Below are 19881 nucleotides of genomic sequence, written 5' to 3' on the forward strand. Positions count from 1 at the left end.
CAAAAAGCTACAGTTACTTAGTACGCAAAGATGCGTAATAACTGCGAACATGGTCAGTCTCTTGGTAGCCTTCATCTTTCTCTGTAGTCGGTGCTACAGCAGGCGATGCCGCAAGAGCTTGTCCACTAACAGTTGCAACTGCACCAGCCGCGCTACCAACTGCCAAAGCCTTTAGCAGTTGACGACGACCCATGTCGGAAGCTTGCTTCTTCATAGTGTCTCCTAGTTTTCACTTGGTGTTTTAATTTGGGTCAATAACTTGATGACCCGACTATTTTTGAAGGTTTCCCTTCGGTTTTCTTGTATGTCAGCCCGTCACATTGACACCGAACTGAGATACATGATTCAGCTACTAAGCGTGCCGTTTACGAAGCCAACTCTTGTTTAGTAGATTCAAGGACACCTGTAGTCTCGGTTTTTTCGGCCTCAGAGCCAGGGCAGTTCACAGGAATATTCAGTTGCAACTGCTCAAATTCATTGGCTTCAATCTCGAAGAAAGCCTTAGCTAAGTGAGCTACTGTGGCATAAAAAGCCGCACTTGGCGTTGCCGCTAATGAGGTGCAGAAACGCTCTATCCAGCTACTGAGATGGCGCTGATAGAAGCCCAGTTGGCGATAACCAGGGGCTTCTAGCAATAAAATCCCCATCACCTCACAAAGTGCTGCAACATGATCTTCCGGCTCTTTGACGTTCTCTTCGCGCTCAAAACCAAGCTGCATCAGATCCTGACGTAACATAGCTAATGGCTTGTCCATCAAGGACCCCGTCATAAACCAGCTGGCATAAGGCATGATTTCACCGCTACCGACGCCATAAAAGATATTGAAATATTCTTCTTCCAGCTGCTCACTGGAAAATTGATTCGCGGCCAACTTAAGCGCCGACCATGCCTTGGTCATCTCGCTAGGATCATCGACATCCAGTTCAAGGTTGACAAGAAACTGCAATAACTCTGCACTTGGCTGGCTGCGTAACAGCGCGGCTAATAGCTGATAGATGTCGGCTCTTAACTGATCGTTTTCTGATACTTCTCTTGCTAATTCGGTCATAGCTACACTCTTATCGCAGTTGCTTTTCTGGGTCTTGAAGGATGTCTTCAAACATATCTTTCACACGGCAGTCACTACACATTTTTAAACGCTCTGTATTAGCACTGAATGCGCTGTGTCCACCGATCACTTCCTGCATACGCTGAATCATAGATTTAGTCGCAAATGGAGTACCACAGCGAATACATTCGAAGGGGTCCTCTTCTTTCAATGTCTTGATGGCTTGACGTTCTTGTTTATCTAAATTCATCTGAGAAGTCAGGCTAATGGCATTCTCTGGACAAGCTTTTTCACATAAGCCACATTGCACGCAATCTTGCTCAAGGAAATTCAATGCTGGCTTGTCGCCACCATCGGTCAAAGCTTGTGTCGGACAGGTAGACACACAAGAAAGACACAAGGTACAGCTGTCTGTATTTACACTGACGATACCGTAAGGTAGGTTAGCTTGAGTAAGACAGATCTCTACAGAGTCGGCTTGCTCATTGAGGTGATCAATCGCCGCATATAAGGTGTTACGCTTAGTGGTAGCCACAAATTCACCCGGTACAATCACAGGCCAATCAGAACTCACGGCGATTAAATCAGTAAGAGAAGCTAGGCTAGATTCATCAATCACAGAGATTCGCTCAGGCTGACCTACCTCACTAAGAATATCGTTTGCCAGCTGAAGTTCACCCTTAAGCATCTGGGTCAAGGTCGGCGCAGTAGCTGCAGTATTGAGCACCAGAATCTGACGTGCGCCCCAGGCCAGAGATGACATCCAATGATCTATGCTAGCAACAGTAATCTCTTCCAGGGCAACCGGAATAATTGCGCCAGGTAAATCATTAGCTATAAGTGCTGCACCATTAGCTTCATCATGAAATAAGATCACTGGGGCGATTTGAGCCTGGTCGCTAAAACGAGTGACAAGTTTATGCAGGTAAGAGTGCAGAGCTTGAGGCGTTGGCAGGTCGTAGCTAATCGCGCCTGTAGGACAAGCATTGGTACAGCTACCGGCACCGTGACAAAGATAGGGGTCTATCTCTATCATCTTATCTATGCTTTGAATCGCATCGGCAGGGCAGAAGTTAAGACAACGATTACAACCATCGATACCGTTACGGTTATGGGCACAGATCTCACTGTTCACCTTAACGTAGCGTGGCTTATCAAACTCACCAATCAGTTCAGGAAGTTGGTTAATGGCATCGTCTAATTTAGCTTCATCCTGACCCACGTAGAAATAACCTGGTGGTAGCATTTCTAAGTTGATACAAGGAGATTGACTCAAATCTAAGATAAGATCGAAGTGCGCCTTACGAATAGCCACTAAGCTCAAGTCAGTCACTGTAGCATCTTGCTCATTACCTGAGTCGACTTTAACCTGAAACTGGCCGAGGAAACCTTTGATCTCAATAAGCTTGTTATAGAAACTCTCGACATCTTCGGCGGCAGCCATCACCTTCTCAAGATGGTCTTCATCTTGGCTGGTAATAGATTCATTGGCCAGAATGGCTATTTTGCCCATGTTAGACAATCTAGAAGCCGCTAAACGAGCCAGATCTTCCGGCCCTATAACGAGCACATTGCCCTCAGTGGTGTAGCTGACAGTTGGCGGGATCAAGTTTTGAATGACCTGAGTATTCGCCAACACCTGCTGTCGAACTCCTTGAAGTTCAACTTGGGTATCACTTTTCAAATTTATGCTCACGTTGCGTTCCTGAACAGTTTGGCTGTTGCCATCGGCTGATCGCTAGACTCTTATCACATGTCGGTTAGCGTTTCATTGTTCAATCCTTTGGCTTCATCAGGGCCAAGGTTTCATGCCGAATTTTGCTAAGCTTTATCGCTTTTTGCTATATAGAGTAGCAATTCACATACCAAATCTGTGGTTATTAAACTTATGTAAAATGACGTTAAACGACCGTCTTCTTTGATTCACCCTCAAAATTTGGTGCATTTTGGGTCAAGTCATCACTCTCGATGTCCAAAATGTCCTCAGGTGCTTCACTTTCTAGATTTGTGTCATTGCTCAGGGAGGCGGTTGTGCTTTCATCGGCACTCTCTGTAGCATGGTCTTCAACTACTTGAGCCTGCTCCAGCTCTTCATCTTCTTTTTTGGTCACATGACGGAAAATCTTCTTGGCAATCTCTGCCGACTGTTTCGCACTCAGCTTAGGCTGATTACTGTAATCTAAGGCATATTCGAGTAAGCCATCTATCTCGTTATATTGAGGTTGCTTCCATAGCGATTTTAGCGCGGCCGCCTTGGCGGTTGGATCGACATTTGCCCCCATAAAGCTAGCGAAGCTGCCACCGACTTCAATTTTGTCCGGATCGGGCAAGTCTTCAGCCGTAATCACCTTAGCTTCATCTACCGACTCAGACTCTTGCTGAGATTCAGCGACTTCTCGATCACTAAGGTGTTGCTCATCTGTCTTTGTTTGTGCTTCAGCTGTGGCTGCCGCTTCTGCTAACCTTTCGTCTTCGACTTGTTGGCGGCGTTGAGTCCAGCGAGAGAATAATCCGCTCGATTTATCATTCATTGGCTTGCCGACCCACTAAAGTGATTGGTACTCGGACCCTGATTCTTGCGGCGATTAACATGTTTACGACGATGAGCACTTATCTCGACTTCACCGTGACGGGTAATAAAGGCTTCAATCCAGCAGGCAATAGCTTGTGGCATAGGCAAGTTCAACACAGGAGTATCGCCTTCGAGACAACCCGCCGCGACATTTTGATCTGCCGAGAGCATAGCGGGAACCCAAGTACCGTCTTCGAGTTCGTCACACACTATGTACAACATGGCATTGTCCATATCCAGATTGATACGGTAGCTACCACGCTCATCTTTATGTAGCTCAAGCAGGATAATATTTGAGTTTTCAGGGGCGTCATGAGTCGCAGGTAAAATCTGATCTAACTCCCAGGTCACTGAGGTCCAGCGCCCGACTAGCTTTTCGATTCTCTTAAGAGAAACATGCATGGGCCATTGGCTTTCGGTATGTTTCATTCAATCTCCACCTTACTTATAGCGTGCTTGTCGCGTTTGATAGCGAGTCGTTCAGTAATCACCGCATGAATACCCGCTCGATACCAAAATTCATATCTGCGTATGCGTAGACATCGACTTAGATACCTAGCATTAAGCAATATATGTGCCATGCATTTTATAGAGGATATTTGCGCTAGATCATCAATTCCATACTAAGAGTAGGACAATTTGTCCTAGACGCCATTTTTTATAGGACATAAATGGGCGTTTTAACGGTGAGTAATGAGAGAGATCACGCATTACTTCAAGGATCCAGCGTCTGGGTACAATAATTGCTAAGCTGAATTAGCCAATTTCCAATGATGAGTGATGAACCTTGAGCATACACAAGCCAACCTTGATAAAAACAGCAACCGATGTGCCTCTAACTATTGCCGTTAAGGCGATAAACGAGAACGGCGAACAGGTCGATAAGCATATCGCCTGTGAGCGCCCACTCACGGTTTATCTTAACTGGCAGCCAATTGTGACCTTGATGACCTTAGGAGCAAGAGCCGAGGCATTAGCCTTAGGTTATTTGAAAAACCAAGGGTTTATCTCCCAGCTCGATAAACTTGAATCTATTATTGTCGATTGGGAAGTCAGTTCTGCAGCGATTATCACCAAGGAAAGCACTGCCGATTTAGATGAGAAATTATCGGAAAAAACCGTTACCTCAGGCTGCGGTCAAGGCACAGTTTATGGTGGTTTTATGGATGGTCTGGATGAAATAAACCTACCGACACCACAAATCAAACAAAGCATGATCTATAGCCTGCTTAAGAACATCAGTGAATATAATGAAACTTATAAGAATGCCGGTGCCGTACATGGTTGCGGACTTTGCTATGGCGATAAGATTGTCGATTTCGTTGAAGATGTTGGTCGCCATAATGCGGTAGATACCTTAGCCGGTGAGATGTGGCTAAATGAAACCCAAGGTGAGGATAAGCTCTTCTACACCACAGGGCGTCTAACCTCAGAAATGGTAATTAAAGTGGCCAAGATGGGTATTCCCGTCTTGCTATCCCGTAGCGGCGCAACACAGATGGGCCTGGAGCTGGCACAACAACTAGGTATCACCATGGTAGCCAGAGCCAAAGGAAAACATTTCCTTATCTACAACGGCGCCGACAACATAGAGTTCGATGCAATACCTCCCAAGCGCCCCTCAAAATAGTAAATTTAAACTAGGGACGCTTTACAATCTTGGCTGCATGAAGCAGCCAAAGTACACACGAAATGGAAACTGTAATGACAGAGCCGAGTAAACTCGTCTACATGAGCGCCAAGCAAGTTGCTGAGTATCTAGATCTGAATGAAAAGAAGGTCTATGCGATGGCAAACGATCGCATTCTTCCCGCGACTAAGGTTACCGGGAAGTGGCTTTTCCCTAAAATTTTGATCGATCGTTGGGTAATGGACTCATGTCATAGCGGCATGCTGTCAGACAGGATGCACATCACAGGCAGTGATGATCCCTTACTGTCTATGCTGGTCTCTCGATTAATGACTCAGATAGGTAAGAGCGACCTTATCAGTTATAGCTCAACGGGTTCTCGTATGGGTTTGGACTTATTGTCCCGGGGCTACGCCGATGTATGCACACTACACTGGGGGAGTGTAGATGAGCGCAACATCCGCCATCCGGCACTGCTAAAAGGTTACCCGAATCATCAGCAATGGGTGATGATCCACGGCTACACACGTCAGCAGGGCCTGATGATGCGTACAGAGATGCATCATAGATGCCAGGAAGAAGACCAGATTATCTCTCTCCCCTGGCGCTGGGTAGACAGACAAGCCGGTGCAGGTAGCCAGCAACACCTGGAACACTGGCTCATGAAACAAGGCGCTGCCCTAACCCATATCAATGCCAATGTTACCGCGTATAGCGAGCGCGAACTCGCTGGCTTCATAGCCCGCGGCGATGCCGACATAGGTTTCGGCTGTCAATCGGTCGCCATGGAAAGCGGCCTAAGCTTCGTGCCACTAATCACCGAATCATTCGATTTTGTTATGCCACAGGGGATCTACTTCAGACGCCAGTTACAGCACCTGTTCGATATGATATCGAGCTCGCAAACCAGGCAATTGGCCGCCTCACTGGGTGGGTATGATTTGACTGATTGCGGCAAGTTGCTGTGGAATCCTTCATAACGGAAGGTTCGAGGTGTTAGAGTCTAGGGACGAGGTGCGAGGTAGGTAAAGCTAAGACGACGCTTCGCAGGTAGACGGCCTTTGGCCTATTAGGAATTGTCAGTTAACAATTATCTAAGTAACTTCTGTTAACGTCTGGCTTTATGACTACTTAGCTAGTTAGTAGATAACCATGAGTACATGGTTATCTATCGCCTCCAGCGGGGCATGTGCAGATACTTCTGCAAGACGCCGCAAGTACAGTCCCTGTAGGCTCTGTCAAAACGTCCCTGTTTTGGAAGCTCGCAGCCGGATATAAAAACCCAAACGTACCTCTTTGAAAGTTAGTATTTATTCTTTATTTTACCCTATGCCCTAAAACGGGTTTTGTCGCAAACTGAGATCTCGCCGCTATAATTTGAGGGCGCAAGATCTCTCAGATACAATTAGGCCGCCAAAGAATAAAATTGTTCCCATGGTGTCATCATTTCAGTAGTGTCCATTTGTCCTTGCTTAATCATGGACCAAAGCTCAACACCCACCAAGGTCGATTCAGCCCCTTCCCAAGACTTCCAGCCCAAACATTGGTGCATTTTCCCTTTCACTTTTCGATGGCTTTGCTCGACAATATGATTCAAATATTTAACGATCAAAACCTCAATCATAAACAGCATATCCCCAGACAGCCAAAGACGAATATTGATGGTATCTAATGCTGCGGCATTCGCACCACTTTTATCAATAACGACCTTTCCAGGTAAACCATGTTGATCAATGGCTTTATTGAAAAATACCCGTGCCGCTGGCTCATCACGGGTTTCACTCAAATAAAAGTCGATAATAGCGCCGAATTTATCCACGGTTCGATAATAGTAAACCCACCGACCTTTAATTTTATGTAGGTTTCGTCCATTCGCCAAGAGCCAGAGACTCGACGTTTTTTCTTCTTAAATACGGCTTCGAGTTGCGGCGTATATTTGATCACCCAGCGGTTCAGGGTTGAGTGATCAAAATGGATATTACGCTCAGAGAACATCTCTTCAATTTCTCGGTAACTGAGTTTATAAGCCAGGTAATAACGAAGCGCCTGCATGATGATATCTGATGGATAATGTCGCCCTGAGAAGTTGAGGGTCATGCAGTAGATGCTCCAAGTTGATGTTTGAATATCATCAACTCCTTAGCTTGCGTCGTCAACTTTGCGACAGAACGTCGCTTTGTCACTGTGGGCTCTTTATCTAGGATTAGGAGGAGGTGATACTAAGGTAGATCACGACTTCATTATCTCTATTTCGCCTTCACCAATACCAATACCAATACTTTTGATGCTAATCCCGGTGTTAAGCAGCGCAATAATATTACTAATCATCAGCAGTTTATGTTCAAGTTTAATCACTAGAGAATATCAGCTCAGCAAAACATAACGTTCAAATTGAAACGGCAGTTTCGCCTAGAGACTGCTAGTATCTTGATTCATTATCTCCGATAGCAGTCCAATCATACTCAACCTTAATATGACTACTTACGAGACTATTAGTCTCGATAATTCTAGCCCCGATATTTAGCCCATAGCGCCTGTTGCTTGGGCGTGAGGTAACTCCAAGCCAACACGCGAGTGAGCTTGTTACCTTGGGCCATATCTATGGTCTTTATGCTAACTGCACCCGCCTTTTCGAGAGCGACATAGCTAGGTTTCAGGTTTTCTTTCTTCGATACTAGGCTAGTAAACCACAGGCATTGGGTCTTAAAGTCGGCGCTCTCACGGATCATATTGAACAGGAACTGCTTCTCTCCTCCTTCACACCAGAGCTCAGCCTTCTGACCGCCGAAGTTAAGATCTACATTTGCGCCCTTAACCTTAGCAGCTTCGCTTTGGTGCCCTTTTGCCGTACGGTTAGCCGCGAGATTCTTTAGCTTACGCTGACTTCCCTCACCCGCCTCGGCCAGAGACGAATGAAACGGTGGGTTGCATAAAGTCACATCGAATCTGTCATCGGCTTTGATGATGCCATGGAATACTTTTTGATGATCGGTTTGCAGTCGAGTTTTAAACTTGCCTTGCAAGCAAAGATTCGCCTCAATAACCGACTCCACATTGGCAATAGAAACCGTGTCAACATCGCTAGCGGTAAACTGCCACCCATAGGATTGAATGCCTAAGAGGGGATAGATACCATTGGCTCCGGTGCCTATATCCAGCGCCTTAATCTTATAGCCAGTCGGGATGCTATTAGCTTTGGTTGCAGCTTTAGTTGAACTATTCTTTAAAACTGGGACATTTTGTTCACTTTGACTTTCTTCTGACGGCTCTAGGCTGATTTGTTGTTGAATATTTCCGGCAAGCAGGTCGGCAAGATAGTGAATATAATCCACACGTCCAGGAATTGGTGGACACAGAAATCCCTGAGGAATATCCCAAGACTCGATGTGATAATGAGCCTTAAGTAGCGCTAGGTTAAGCGCCTTTACTGCCAGAGGGTCAGAAAAATCGATAGATAGATTACCGTAAGGGTTTGGCCTCACGAAGATCTTTAACTCAGGGCTCGCGCCAATAAGCAGCTCAAAATCATAACCATCTCTATGTAGATTTCTCTCATGAAGACCTTTTTTATCGGCCGCTTGTACCGACTTAGGCTTATGTTCTGTAGGCTTGCTCTTCTGCCTAATAGACTTTTGCTTGTGAGCGGTTGATTTAACCTGAGGTTGGTTTTGCTTGCCCTTAACTGAACGGGTTTTGGTATTCGATTTAGGTGCCTGTTTGGGAGCTGATTTTGTCATAGGATCTCAGCCATTGGTCAATTCACAACGGCTCATAAATAAGAACTGAATTTTAGATAACTTAATTAATCGTAAAGATATTTAGTGAACAGTAAATTAACCACAATCGGTCGGCCGACCTCTTGTTCCATGAGTCGATTAACTGTGTCATAGCATTCGCGGCGGATCTCCTCACGCCCAGTTAAGGATTTTACCTTATCAGCGGTTTGACTGCCCATTATCTCCAATATCGATGCACGCAAAAGAGGGTCATGATGCTCTAATGCGATCAAGTCTTCAGGATCTTTAACCATCAACTCGATTCCTATGCGCACGAAGCCCAGTTTTTTTCCGTTGGAGATATAGTTAGTGATCAGATCGGGTTCGAACCCATAGTAGGCATAGTTATCAACAATCTCCTCGTCTTCTGCATAAACGCCAACACTGAAGCTGCTAACGGCAAAAATAAACAAGAGGGATGCGAATTTTCTAAGATAACTTGATCTCATATCGAACCTTTTCATATTGAACTGTATCTCCTTTGAATCCACTAATCTTTCTGACTAACCAATGACGGCATGATAGACTGCAGCTGTTTCTAAGCCGTATTGTACCGAGAAATAGATGAGTGTGACTAGGTTAAGCTTTCCCTATGGTGAATCAATTCAATGGTTTTCGCCAGAACAAATCTCTGAACTCCCAGATTCCCCACTAAGTGAATGGTTGCTTTCATCAGGAAGTCTAACCCAAAAATTACGTTCTCACTGTACCAAGTTCGAAGTAAAGGTGCTTGGAGAGGGAAAATTAACCCCTTTCAGAGGTGAGTTTCCAGCTCAGAGACAAGCCTGGGTTAGAGAAGTATTACTCTGTCTCGACGACGTGCCTTGGATATTTGCCCGCACCTTAATCCCGGCAAACTTACTCGAGAAGAAGGAAACAGATTTCCTCACCCTTGGTACCCGTCCTTTAGGTGAACTGCTTTTCTCCAGCGATGACTTCACTCCAGGCAGAATAGAAGTGGCCCACTTTACCCCCTGCCAGCAACTTGCCCAATTGACCCAGTCCCTTAAGCAGCCCGTTACTCAGGAATTATGGGGACGTCGCCGATATTTCTCCTATGACGGTGAACAGCTCATCGTCAGTGAAACTTTTTTACCCGCTGCGCGCCAGCTCATAGAACAGATGTGAGCTTATGCCTATCGGTATTTTTTAGTTGAAGCCTTAAAAACAAAAACGCCCATTTGGGTAATGCCGGTAAGTTAAGAAAAAATATTGATAAAATAAGGGCTACAGGGGATTTAATCTAAATCTGGCTGTAGCCCTTACTCGTTCTGCTGTTAGTCAATGATTGCTACACAAATTCCGTTAATTCAGAAAGTGAATAAAAAGTGATTATGTATGCAAAATAGTGACTAAGTGATCGGCATTACCCATTTGGGCGTTTTTTAGTTTAGTCATCTAATGCCAATCTATGTAGCATCAACTTAATAACGCCTTCTTCTCAATCCCATCAGAGCCAGTAAACCTAAGCTTAGCCAACCTAGGCTACCACCGCCTGAGTCTCCGGAAGGTGTTACGACCGTAGCTGTCACATTGACAGGCGTACTCTGACTACTCACCACACCTAGGCTATCTGTTACTGTCATCATCACAGTATAAGACCCAGCTGAAGCATAGGTGTGGCTGGGAGATTGCGCTGTACTCGTCTGGCCATCGCCAAAGTTCCACAGGTAGGTTATAGCGCCTTCACCACCTGTAGTTGTATCGGTAAACGTCACACTAAGATCACTGCTCGAAAAGGTGAAACTGGCTTCAGGAGGCACAGGTAAATCAACAGTAATAGTCTGGCTGCTCACGACACTCGAGCCTAATCCATCGGTCACAGTTAGGCTAACTGTGTAGCTGCCTGAGGTTTCATAATTATAGGTTGGCATTTCCTCGGCACTGGTGGCTCCAGTTACACCAAAGCCCCACAAGTAAGAGTAATTTCCGTCACCACCAGTCACAGTTGCACTAAACACGACTGTACCAGCTACTTCCTGGCTTGTAATGAAGCTCGATGCTAAGTCTGATGCTGGAGGTGGAGTCGTAGCGCCACCATAATTAAATCTAACTGTCGCCGTGGACGAATCACCACTCTGTGCCACCACTTCCATGGTCAAGCCAAGTTCAGGCAAGATAATGCCAGACTGAGGCTGAGTCGGTGCACTGTAGTCTTGACTATCATCAAACATAGAGATGGACGACAGATGATTATCCCCGGCATAGCTGGATTGATTAAACATGCTGAAAGTCGCATCTCTAACCTGGGTGTCAGAATCTTTTGTACCTATAAGGTTCTGATCTGCGTCTATAACGCCAATCAAGCCTGCACCGGGGTGAGCATTAGAGTTATTATCGGAGTAACTAAAGTTCTCCAACCACATAAGCACGCCTGGCTCATAAGAGTGACTATCAAGTCCGGCATCGACACCGTTATGGCTTCGAAGTTGAACAATATAGCGGCGAGCCGCCCCAGGACGTTCACCATCAATACGCGAGAAGCCATTTAGCATCATAGTATTTGGCGTTTCCCCATCATCACTGTAAATTTCAGATGCACCACTTTTAATCTGCAGGTCATCTATGACAAACCCGTAATTACCAGCATTTTCGTCTGTCTTATAGACAATACTAAACTGGGCGTTAGTTCGACCAGCATAGGCACTAATGTCATATTCAAGATCTACCCAGTTATTGGGGCCTTCTGCACCAAAAATAATGCCTGAATCCCCCGTAATAATATCCCGGGCCATATTAACGGTATTGCTCGCCTTAGTGTGATTACCCGATATTGCGACTCCATCTACCATCACCTGAGCATAGTCATAGTTTATTTCAATATTCCAATGGGCTTTCATGGTCAACGTTAATGGCGTCGAGATTGGCAAGTCAATTTCGAATGATAAGGCATTGTTAATCAAATGCCCTTGGCCGGAGTAGTACTGATAAACACCGCCATAGGGCTGCTTAAAAGGAATAGTCGCCGACGGTAGTGGAATAGATACTTGATTCACCAATGAGTGATTTATCGCCTCATTTATGACAACATCAAGACCCGATGCTCCTATGCTACTTAGTAAGATTTCCTGCTCATTAATCCACCGCCCTTTATATCTATCCTGCAGATAAGAACGGGCATAGGGACTAAAACCTGTTGGCTCAGTTCCTGCGATAGTACCTGTCCAGCTGCCTGCGGACATCACAGACCAAGAACCAACCGGAGATCCATCACCAGTGTTACTGGTATCGTATTCATCGGGTAGACCAAGATCATGGCCAAATTCGTGTACAACTACGCCAGCTGCGGCATCGATCGGCTGTATTGTGTAACCGAAGACCTTCTTACCCGTACCAGGAATCAAATATCCTGGACTAGCTCCAGTAGAAACAGAGGAACTATGAGACCAAATCGCGTCCGCACCATTATTTCCTAATACGCCTCCTCCAGCTTCTTCACCTATGCTGGAATGAAACAACATAACATGATCGATAAAACCATCTGATTCATTGAAGTTGCCATCACCATCGGCATCGAATGGATCTTCAACATCATAGCTGGCCAGTTCAGAAGGTGACATGCCTACCACTGCCAGAGTCACGGCTTCCTTAACCAGAACGTCCACCGCCTTATCATCATTGTTATTATCGGGATCGTTACCACCATAGAAGGCAGCATTGTTGGCCGCGGTAAACCAACCTTTAATATCACCAGTAAAGTTGAAACGCTCACCAGATTCGGCTTGATAGTATTGATAGCCAGTCAGCAGATTTTGACCTTGAGGGCCAGTAAAACCAGTGGTAGAGAACATCAGATCATTGTAGTGAGACACTGGATAATTAGCATAAAACATAGGCGTATCACTAGCTGACAAGCGATTATTATCGAATGGCAGATCCGGGAAATCGATAAGAATCCCTAAGACCTTTACTGTCTTGGTGATGTCGGCATCGGCTAAGGTACCGACCATCTTTGCCATCGAATTGCGCTTAAATTCTTTACTCTGAGCCAGAGACTTGAGCCTGGCCTTCTCAAACTGGGCCTCAATCAAGCGTCCCTTACTCTGGAAACTGGTGGCTCTAAGAGTAAATTTATCGACGGCGGCACGCTTATCAGCTTCGCTGGCATCGGCAGCAAGCTCTCCCCGTTTTATTAGCCAATATTGAATCTGCTCTCTGTTGATCACTCCAGCATCTGCCCATGAAGTCGAAGCAAATTGGCCTGAGGACAAAGCAGGCGAAGACTCAAGCTTAGCATCAGTTTCTTTCGCCAATAGACTTGTTGAGGCCGTAACACTCAATATCAGGGATAATGACAAACTGATTAATGAACGCCTGCTTATATTATTTATTCTCTTCATAATGGCTTAATTCCTTCAGGCTTAAATTTGTTACAATCCTTAAAAGCTTGCTGTTTATTGCGGATAAATTCGGCGACTTTCTCATCGGCCTCTTCCAGGCTCATCTCGGGTGTAATGACACCACTCTTAATCAAATTCGATTTAAGTTTAGACCTATCCCGGATAGGTGGCATGGAACCACAGGAAATTATCTGTTTCTTGTCATTGGCCAGTTCTACAGAATGGGCATCGGGGCTTATCGTATTGCTCGATTCAATACTTTGCAGCCCTCGAGTATTGTCAGCCTCCTGAGGAATTGAAGAGCATGACGTCAAAAAAGCCAAAGATAAAATGCCCAGAAAAATGGGCATAAGTGATATAAAACGGATTAAGGAGAGAAGTCTTCTCATAGGTAACCAAAACAACATAAACAGAACAAAACATTAACAGCACTTTCGTCTGAGTTACAGTGAAAGTCCAATATTTACCTTGTTAAATTACAAGGTTCTGGCGTAAACCACAGAAAACAATGAAATTATCAAGCATCACAGCTTAAACAATGACTTACACGCATTCAATTGTAATAAGAAGTCACCATAATGGACTATTTATTCAACCACTCCTGATAAATCAACAACAAGACTGACGCCGACCAACTAAAATTAGTGCAATGCAAGCCATCTCCAGTCAGAGGGTCATAATTTTCCCTGATTGGAGCCTGAGAAAGTATACCCTCACCTTCCTCTACCAAGCGCTTCGCCAAAGTTTCAGCCTCAATTTGATAGCCATACTTCTCGAGTCCCAATAGGCCAAACAGGGCTTGATCCAGCCAAACGGGTCCACGCCAATACTTAGTGGCAGAAAAATTGGGGCTATCGGCACTCACGGTAGGGAATGGGATTTTAGTCGAAAATTGCTGATCACTAAGCTGACCTTCCACCATAATTTTTGCTTGTTCCGCTGTTGCCGCACCGGCCCATAGAGGCAACCAACCTTCGACTCCCTTACCTGCATCGATAAGCAACTTACTCTCTTTACCGTCGAAACGAATATCGTAGAAGAAGCCTGTCTTCTCATCGAACATCTGCGTCTGGATCTGATTTTTAAGCTTATCGGCCTCGGTTGTCCATTCACTGAATTGTTTATCTAAACTCTGCAATTTCGCCATCTTGGCCAAAATCACTTTCTCGGCATAGAGATAAGCATTGAGATCGACTGATTCCTGAGATAATGAGTAGCCGATCACCTCCCCCTGATTATTTCTGTTCTCCAATACTTGCACGCTACCATCGTCATCAAACCTGGGGGCGTTATCCATACCCGACTCCCAAGCAGCCGCCTCGATAATAGCCTCGCGGTTTAGCTGACCATTTTTCAGGTGAGCCGGATGTAGGTTGGCGCCATACTCAGCTAAACCATTAGCATTATGATCTCGGTTGCGATACCACCATGCATGATAGGCCACCAGCTTAGGGTACATCAGCTTCACGAAACTCAGGTCTTGGCTCTGCTGGTAAATTTCCCACACGGCCCAAGCAGCGAGCGGTGGTTTACCGTTACGTTCGTTCCAGTTGCCACCTTCTCCGCCTCTTTCTGTATCTCGGTTATAAAAAATGGCATCAGGCAAATTCCCCTCATCTTGGGGTCGAACCTTATCTTGGACAGTAAACTGATAATCAAACATAGAAAGGACATTAGACTTGGCCAATTCAGGGTCAAAATGAGACAGGGCGACCGCCTGCTTCCAGCTATCCCAAGCCCAGACGCCATTAAACCATTTGTAAGTGATCGAAGGCGTGACCGCGTCATGTTTGATTGCCCCTGCCGGACTGCGCCAGTTATGCAGTAAGGTCACCATGCTCTTAGCGGCTAACTTACGAAACTCAGGTATACCTTTATCTACGCCCTTACTTATCCTCTGCAGCCATAAGAGTCGGTTTTCTGCCAGTAATTGCTTCTGCTTAGTCCAATTGATATCCCCATGAGCCAACTTTTCCTGCTGAGTGTGAAAGTAACGCTGCGCACTCAAAACCTCTAGATTCTGGCCCGCCTTTAAAAGTAACACCTGAGTTTTAGCCATATAGCCATTGTTCTCGGATACAGTGATTTCAGTCTTGGGGCTAAACCAAAGTTCAAAACTGGCATCGGCTAGCTGTATATTCCAGGTATCCATGATGGGGTTAAGCTGCCAAGCCACGCCGTTGCTCCAGGTATCGACCCGCTTAACTAATTTATACTTGTCTAATTTGGGATGAGATTGAAACGGGGTACCTGACCAGGTTAATTGCCATTGCTGATCTTTTTTTGAGTGATTCACTAGCTTAGTCGTCACCACAGAGGTGCGGTTATCACTATAGTTAAGAGACAATAACACAGAGATTTCAGGCCAATCGAACTCTTGATACAAGCCATCGGGCTTACTATAGATACGGCTCTGCTTCGCCTCGCTAAAATCCAGCGTCTTCCCTGTAGACGGCTCCTGAAGAGTCAGCTTCTGTATGCTATCACTCAAGTGCAAACTGTACTCTTGGGCAATAAATAGTGGGCCGGTGAAACTGCCGTAATAATCCGGAGTGTCGGGCAGGTGGAAACCATGCCAGGCACCTTTATCTACATAGGTTGAGGCGATCTTTAGATTCCCCCTCTCATCCCGCTCCTCCATAGAAATGGGCGTGCCTTGATAGGGTAAAAGATCACGATATTCGACCGAATCGATGGCCGACAGATTAGATACACATAAGAGAAGACAAGAAAGCATGAAAATCACAGACTATTGAATACAATATACTGAGTATGTGATCAACTAGGTTTTGATGCAAGGGTCGCAACAAAAGGTAAACAAAAGTCAGCTGTTTAGAAGAAGGCCCCAGGATCTTGACCCTAGGACCTAGAATCGCGCTCTACTGAGCAGCTTGCCCCATATGGGCCATATAGCTGGCTATGCCATCGAGGAACATCTGCACCGATATCATCACCAACACCATCCCCATCAAGCGCTCGACCGCTGTCAGGCCTTTCTCGCCTAACACCTTAGTGAACACTTTATAGAAGAGTAAAATAACCGCACTCACGCCCCATGCAGCCAGTAAAGCAATAGTCCAATCTAACATTCTCGAACTGTCTGTATGTGCCAACAAAATAAGTGCCGCGAGCACCGAAGGCCCGGCCATCAGAGGGATCGCCATCGGCACGATAAAAGGCTCCTCACCCGCCGCCAGACCGACCACACCTCCAGGTTGTGGGAAAATCATCCTGATAGCGATTAAGAACAAAATAATGCCACCAGCGATGCTGACCGACTCAGATCTCAGGTTAAGAAAGTTAAGAATAGCTTCACCGGCAAAAAGAAACAGCAGCATGATACCAAGTGCAAATAGCAGCTCACGTATCAAGACTCTACGCCTTTTCTTCGGATCGATATGACGTAATATGGACGCGAAAATAGGCAGATTCCCTAGGGGATCCATGATAAGGAACAACATTACAGCAGCAGAGAAAGTATCCATAGAAACTTAAGGCCTGTCTTTTGAGCGCAAGGGTCTGTCTATATATTCTATAACTATTTGGAAACAATCAGATAGATAAATTACACAGGAAAGAGCACAAGCCATCAAATGATCAATCAGCTGTTGCTAAGCCTGATGCAAACATTGTTAACTTCAACACGAATAAAACCCGTAAAACAGCTCAATATCAGCTTTATTGACAGACTCGATGTAAATAGTTCTCGCTTACCTGCTTATTTTCCAGAAACTGGTATACTGTCCTGTCATTTTCTCAGGTCTCAGCTAAACAAATCATGCTCTATCTATTAGCCAGCTGTATCGCACTACTATTAGGTCCTATCTTCTATCGATTCTTTTCGGCAGAACACGGACTACAGAAAGGCCTGGACGGATTTATATTCGTTTCCCTAGGCGGACTTGTGCTGCTACATATTTTACCTGAGCTATTGGAACATGGCGGCTTCCTGGCAATCATCTTCGTCATAATAGGCATGTGGGGACCCACCGCCAGCGAAAAGCTGTTTCATCGTTATTCAGAGGTTACTCATAACCTCACCCTCACTTTAGGCATAGGTGGATTACTGCTGCACACCATCACTGACGGCGGTGCCATGGTGCTTGCCCAGCAAGATGACGTCTCTATTTTACTCGCACTAGGCATCATATTACATCGTCTGCCCGTGGGTCTTGCTATCTGGTGGCTAGTAAAGCCCCAAATAGGCAGTCGTTGGGCCATGGCAGTATTAGCCGCCATGATGGTGCTAACTGGCGTCGGATATTTTGCCGGTGAACAGATGCTGACTCAACTCAGTCTGGATAATACCGTATATCTACAAGCCTTCGTGACAGGTTCTATACTGCATGTCGTATTACACCAACCCCATGGCCATCATTCACAGGATGAAACCAGTAACGATAACCAGGAAAAATATGAGTATCATGCCGGTATTGGTAGCTTAATCGGCATAGGATTACTATTCCTACTCTTGATGATGGACTCGGGTGGACACGAGCACCATCACCATGGTCATAGCACGGAGCAACTCGTCGACTGGATGATGACTATTGGACCTGTGCTCTTGCTCAGTTATGCGGTCGCCGGAATCAGATTTAAGCTAGGTTTGTCGCCTCAGAGTAGCCATCTGGGCAAACGTTGGTTACAACGACTCGCAGGGCCAGAGGCCTTGATCATCACGGCCTTCCTACTTGGCCCCTTGGTGGCACTATTCCAGTTAATTAGCTTATTGGCTATCGGAGCCTTGCTGACTTTTATCCGAGTAGAACCGACAGATCCTCATCTTTCTATCCCAGAGTCTCCACTGCGTTTTGGCTTCGCCCACATAGTAGACAGGAGCGCACCTTGGATTTTACTTAGCTTAGTTCTGGCTAATCTGATTGGCCATCCTTCGGTACCATTAGAGAACCCGATTATTCAAGTGGCTGTGCTTATGGTGCTTTTCTTGCCAATGCGATTCTGTAACTTAGGCGGAGCGGTGTTAGCGCTATCTTTGGCATACAGTGGCTGGAGTATGCCTGCCGTTATGCTAGCTCTGGTGGCAGCACCAATCTTCAACTTGGCTCAGCTTAAACTAATGAGCTGGACACAAAGATCAGCAGTCATTGGACTCATCATCGCCATCTTAGCCATAACGGCACTGATACAGCCTAAATGGAGCATGATGATGACAATGCCTGAGTCACTGAGCATGTTATCTCTGATCGTTTTAGCCTGCTTATTTGCCGCTAGCCTGCTACGTTTAGGCCCGAGAAAATTTATGGCCCGTATCATGTTGCTAAAGTCTAAAACTCATAGTCATGATCACGGCGGCCATAAGCATTAAAGTTACATGAGTAATAAGCGATAAGTTGTAAGCTTTAAGTCAAAGCAGCTCGAGCCAAGGCCTCTCAATAAAAAGCCTAGCGAGCTGCGAGCTTGTCATCCCGGCGATGCTTTTAGCCGGAATCCAACTCTAAGACTTCTGAATAACAGCAGAAACTCAAACCACTAGCTTTCGATCTTACTTACAGCTTAAGACTTACCACTAACACCTCAACCCTTAACTTAGTTTGTCCTCGCAGCTCGAAACTCGTCACTTTCTTTACTTTTCCTTTGTCAAAAGCTGCAAATAAATAGCATTCGATTCAAATCAGGTATAAATTCAAAATATCTCTCTTCGATTTAGACCATCTATGTGCATTTTGTTTATAGCGCTGAACAAGCATCCTAAGTATCCCTTGATTGTGTGTGCGAACCGCGATGAGTTTCATCACAGACCCACAGAGCAGGCACATTTTTGGCAGCCAAATAATGAAATCTTAGCAGGTAAAGATCTCGAGGCGGGGGGAACATGGCTTGGCATCAATAGACGAGGCGGGTTCGCTGCATTAACTAACTTAAGAGATCCCCTAAGGCAGCAGAGTGAGATGAGAAGCCGCGGTGAACTAGTGCTTAAATCTCTCGAAGCCCACAGCCAGATAACACCTGACTGGCTCAAAGAACATGGCAGTCACTACAATCCTTTTAACCTGATCTATGGAGACGTAAGCAAGCTCTACTGCTTTAACAGCATAGCCAACTCTCTCACTCGACTAGATTCGGGGTTCCACTCCATTAGCAATGGAGCTTTAGACGATATCTGGCCCAAGATGTCTCGTGGCACACAAGCACTACAAGCGTCTATTTCAAGTTGTGAGGAACCCGATATAGACACTCTACTCACAATAATGAAAGATGAAACCCGCGCCGAAGACACTGAGCTGCCACAAACAGGTATTGGGCTAGAGTGGGAAAGGCTACTCTCTTCTATCTATATTAAGCATGAGGAATACGGCACCCGCTCAACCAGCATTATGTTGCAGGATAACGCAGGGAATAGTCGCTTTGTAGAGGTGAGATATGACGGCAAGGGTCGCAATCTAGGACGGCAGGAATTCCATATTTCTGGCTAACAGCACCAATACAGTAATTGAGACTCTTATCCCAAAGTGAATTCAAAATATTTGAGATAGTAAAAGCCTAATTTTTGATT

General features: G+C 45.6%; 17 protein-coding genes. 5 read left to right on the forward strand and 12 right to left on the reverse strand.

Annotated elements, in window-relative coordinates:
• Positions 1-13: 13 nt before the first annotated feature.
• The 5 genes from sps_RS27170 to sps_RS27190 form a co-directional block, all read right to left on the reverse strand.
• Positions 14-214 (reverse strand): twin-arginine translocation signal domain-containing protein, encoded by a 201-nt coding sequence (locus sps_RS27170; protein ID WP_077755362.1) that lies wholly within the window; start codon positions 212-214, stop codon positions 14-16.
• A 151-nt stretch (positions 215-365) separates the two neighbouring features.
• Positions 366-1049, reverse strand: coding sequence for a TorD/DmsD family molecular chaperone (locus sps_RS27175; protein ID WP_077755363.1), 684 nt, complete (start codon positions 1047-1049; stop codon positions 366-368).
• 10 nt (positions 1050-1059) lie between these two features.
• Entirely contained in the window at positions 1060-2745 is a 1686-nt protein-coding gene (locus sps_RS27180) for a 4Fe-4S binding protein (protein ID WP_149027371.1), read from the reverse strand.
• A 205-nt stretch (positions 2746-2950) separates the two neighbouring features.
• Positions 2951-3580, reverse strand: coding sequence for a DUF3306 domain-containing protein (locus sps_RS27185; RefSeq protein WP_077755364.1), 630 nt, complete (start codon positions 3578-3580; stop codon positions 2951-2953).
• Entirely contained in the window at positions 3577-4050 is a 474-nt protein-coding gene (locus tag sps_RS27190; RefSeq protein ID WP_077755365.1) for a DUF3305 domain-containing protein, read from the reverse strand. The genes sps_RS27185 and sps_RS27190 overlap by 4 nt, the downstream gene beginning before the upstream one ends.
• Before the next feature lie 358 nt (positions 4051-4408).
• On the opposite strand from sps_RS27190, the gene sps_RS27195 reads away from it, so the two are divergent.
• Both sps_RS27195 and sps_RS27200 read left to right on the forward strand, forming a co-directional pair.
• A complete protein-coding gene (locus sps_RS27195) occupies positions 4409-5251 on the forward strand; it encodes a formate dehydrogenase accessory sulfurtransferase FdhD (protein WP_077755366.1) in 843 nt (280 codons plus the stop codon).
• Between the two features lie 74 nt (positions 5252-5325).
• Positions 5326-6231, forward strand: a complete 906-nt coding sequence (locus sps_RS27200; protein WP_077755367.1) for a helix-turn-helix transcriptional regulator — start codon at positions 5326-5328, stop codon at positions 6229-6231.
• A gap of 425 nt (positions 6232-6656) precedes the next feature.
• On the opposite strand, the gene sps_RS27205 is transcribed toward sps_RS27200, so the two are convergent.
• The 3 genes from sps_RS27205 to sps_RS27215 form a co-directional block, all read right to left on the reverse strand.
• A protein-coding gene (locus tag sps_RS27205; protein WP_237157961.1) for an IS6 family transposase occupies positions 6657-7348 on the reverse strand; the annotation gives its coding sequence in 2 pieces (ribosomal slippage) (positions 6657-7102 and positions 7102-7348; 693 coding nt in all).
• A gap of 410 nt (positions 7349-7758) precedes the next feature.
• Positions 7759-8988, reverse strand: a complete 1230-nt coding sequence (rlmF, locus tag sps_RS27210) for a 23S rRNA (adenine(1618)-N(6))-methyltransferase RlmF (protein WP_077755368.1) — start codon at positions 8986-8988, stop codon at positions 7759-7761.
• A gap of 65 nt (positions 8989-9053) precedes the next feature.
• The gene (locus tag sps_RS27215) at positions 9054-9476 is read right to left on the reverse strand and encodes a flagellar basal body-associated protein FliL (RefSeq protein WP_077755891.1); all 423 of its coding nucleotides are present in this window, start codon (positions 9474-9476) and stop codon (positions 9054-9056) included.
• Positions 9477-9591: 115 nt separating this feature from the next.
• On the opposite strand from sps_RS27215, the gene sps_RS27220 reads away from it, so the two are divergent.
• Positions 9592-10155, forward strand: coding sequence for a chorismate--pyruvate lyase family protein (locus sps_RS27220; protein WP_077755369.1), 564 nt, complete (start codon positions 9592-9594; stop codon positions 10153-10155).
• A 296-nt stretch (positions 10156-10451) separates the two neighbouring features.
• Here the strand turns inward: sps_RS27220 and sps_RS27225 are convergent, their stop codons facing one another.
• From sps_RS27225 to sps_RS27240, 4 genes are all read right to left on the reverse strand, one after another.
• A complete protein-coding gene (locus tag sps_RS27225; RefSeq protein WP_077755370.1) occupies positions 10452-13367 on the reverse strand; it encodes an immune inhibitor A domain-containing protein in 2916 nt (971 codons plus the stop codon).
• Complete coding sequence (locus sps_RS27230) at positions 13364-13690, reverse strand: hypothetical protein (RefSeq protein ID WP_149027372.1); 327 nt, start codon at positions 13688-13690, stop codon at positions 13364-13366. Before sps_RS27230 ends, sps_RS27225 begins: the two co-directional genes overlap by 4 nt.
• Positions 13691-13950: 260 nt before the next feature.
• Complete coding sequence (locus sps_RS27235) at positions 13951-16104, reverse strand: MGH1-like glycoside hydrolase domain-containing protein (protein ID WP_077755372.1); 2154 nt, start codon at positions 16102-16104, stop codon at positions 13951-13953.
• A 142-nt stretch (positions 16105-16246) separates the two neighbouring features.
• Positions 16247-16852, reverse strand: coding sequence for a YhgN family NAAT transporter (locus sps_RS27240; protein WP_077755373.1), 606 nt, complete (start codon positions 16850-16852; stop codon positions 16247-16249).
• 293 nt (positions 16853-17145) lie between these two features.
• Between sps_RS27240 and sps_RS27245 the strand changes: the two genes are divergently transcribed.
• Positions 17146-18693 carry a metal transporter gene (locus sps_RS27245; protein WP_077755374.1) on the forward strand — a complete coding sequence of 516 codons (1548 nt, stop codon included), beginning with the start codon at positions 17146-17148 and terminating at the stop codon, positions 18691-18693.
• A 349-nt stretch (positions 18694-19042) separates the two neighbouring features.
• On the forward strand, positions 19043-19801 hold the full coding sequence (locus sps_RS27250; RefSeq protein ID WP_077755375.1) for an NRDE family protein: 759 nt from the start codon (positions 19043-19045) through the stop codon (positions 19799-19801).
• Positions 19802-19881 lie beyond the last annotated feature (80 nt).

The organism is Shewanella psychrophila (assembly GCF_002005305.1).
Classification (GTDB): domain Bacteria; phylum Pseudomonadota; class Gammaproteobacteria; order Enterobacterales; family Shewanellaceae; genus Shewanella; species Shewanella psychrophila.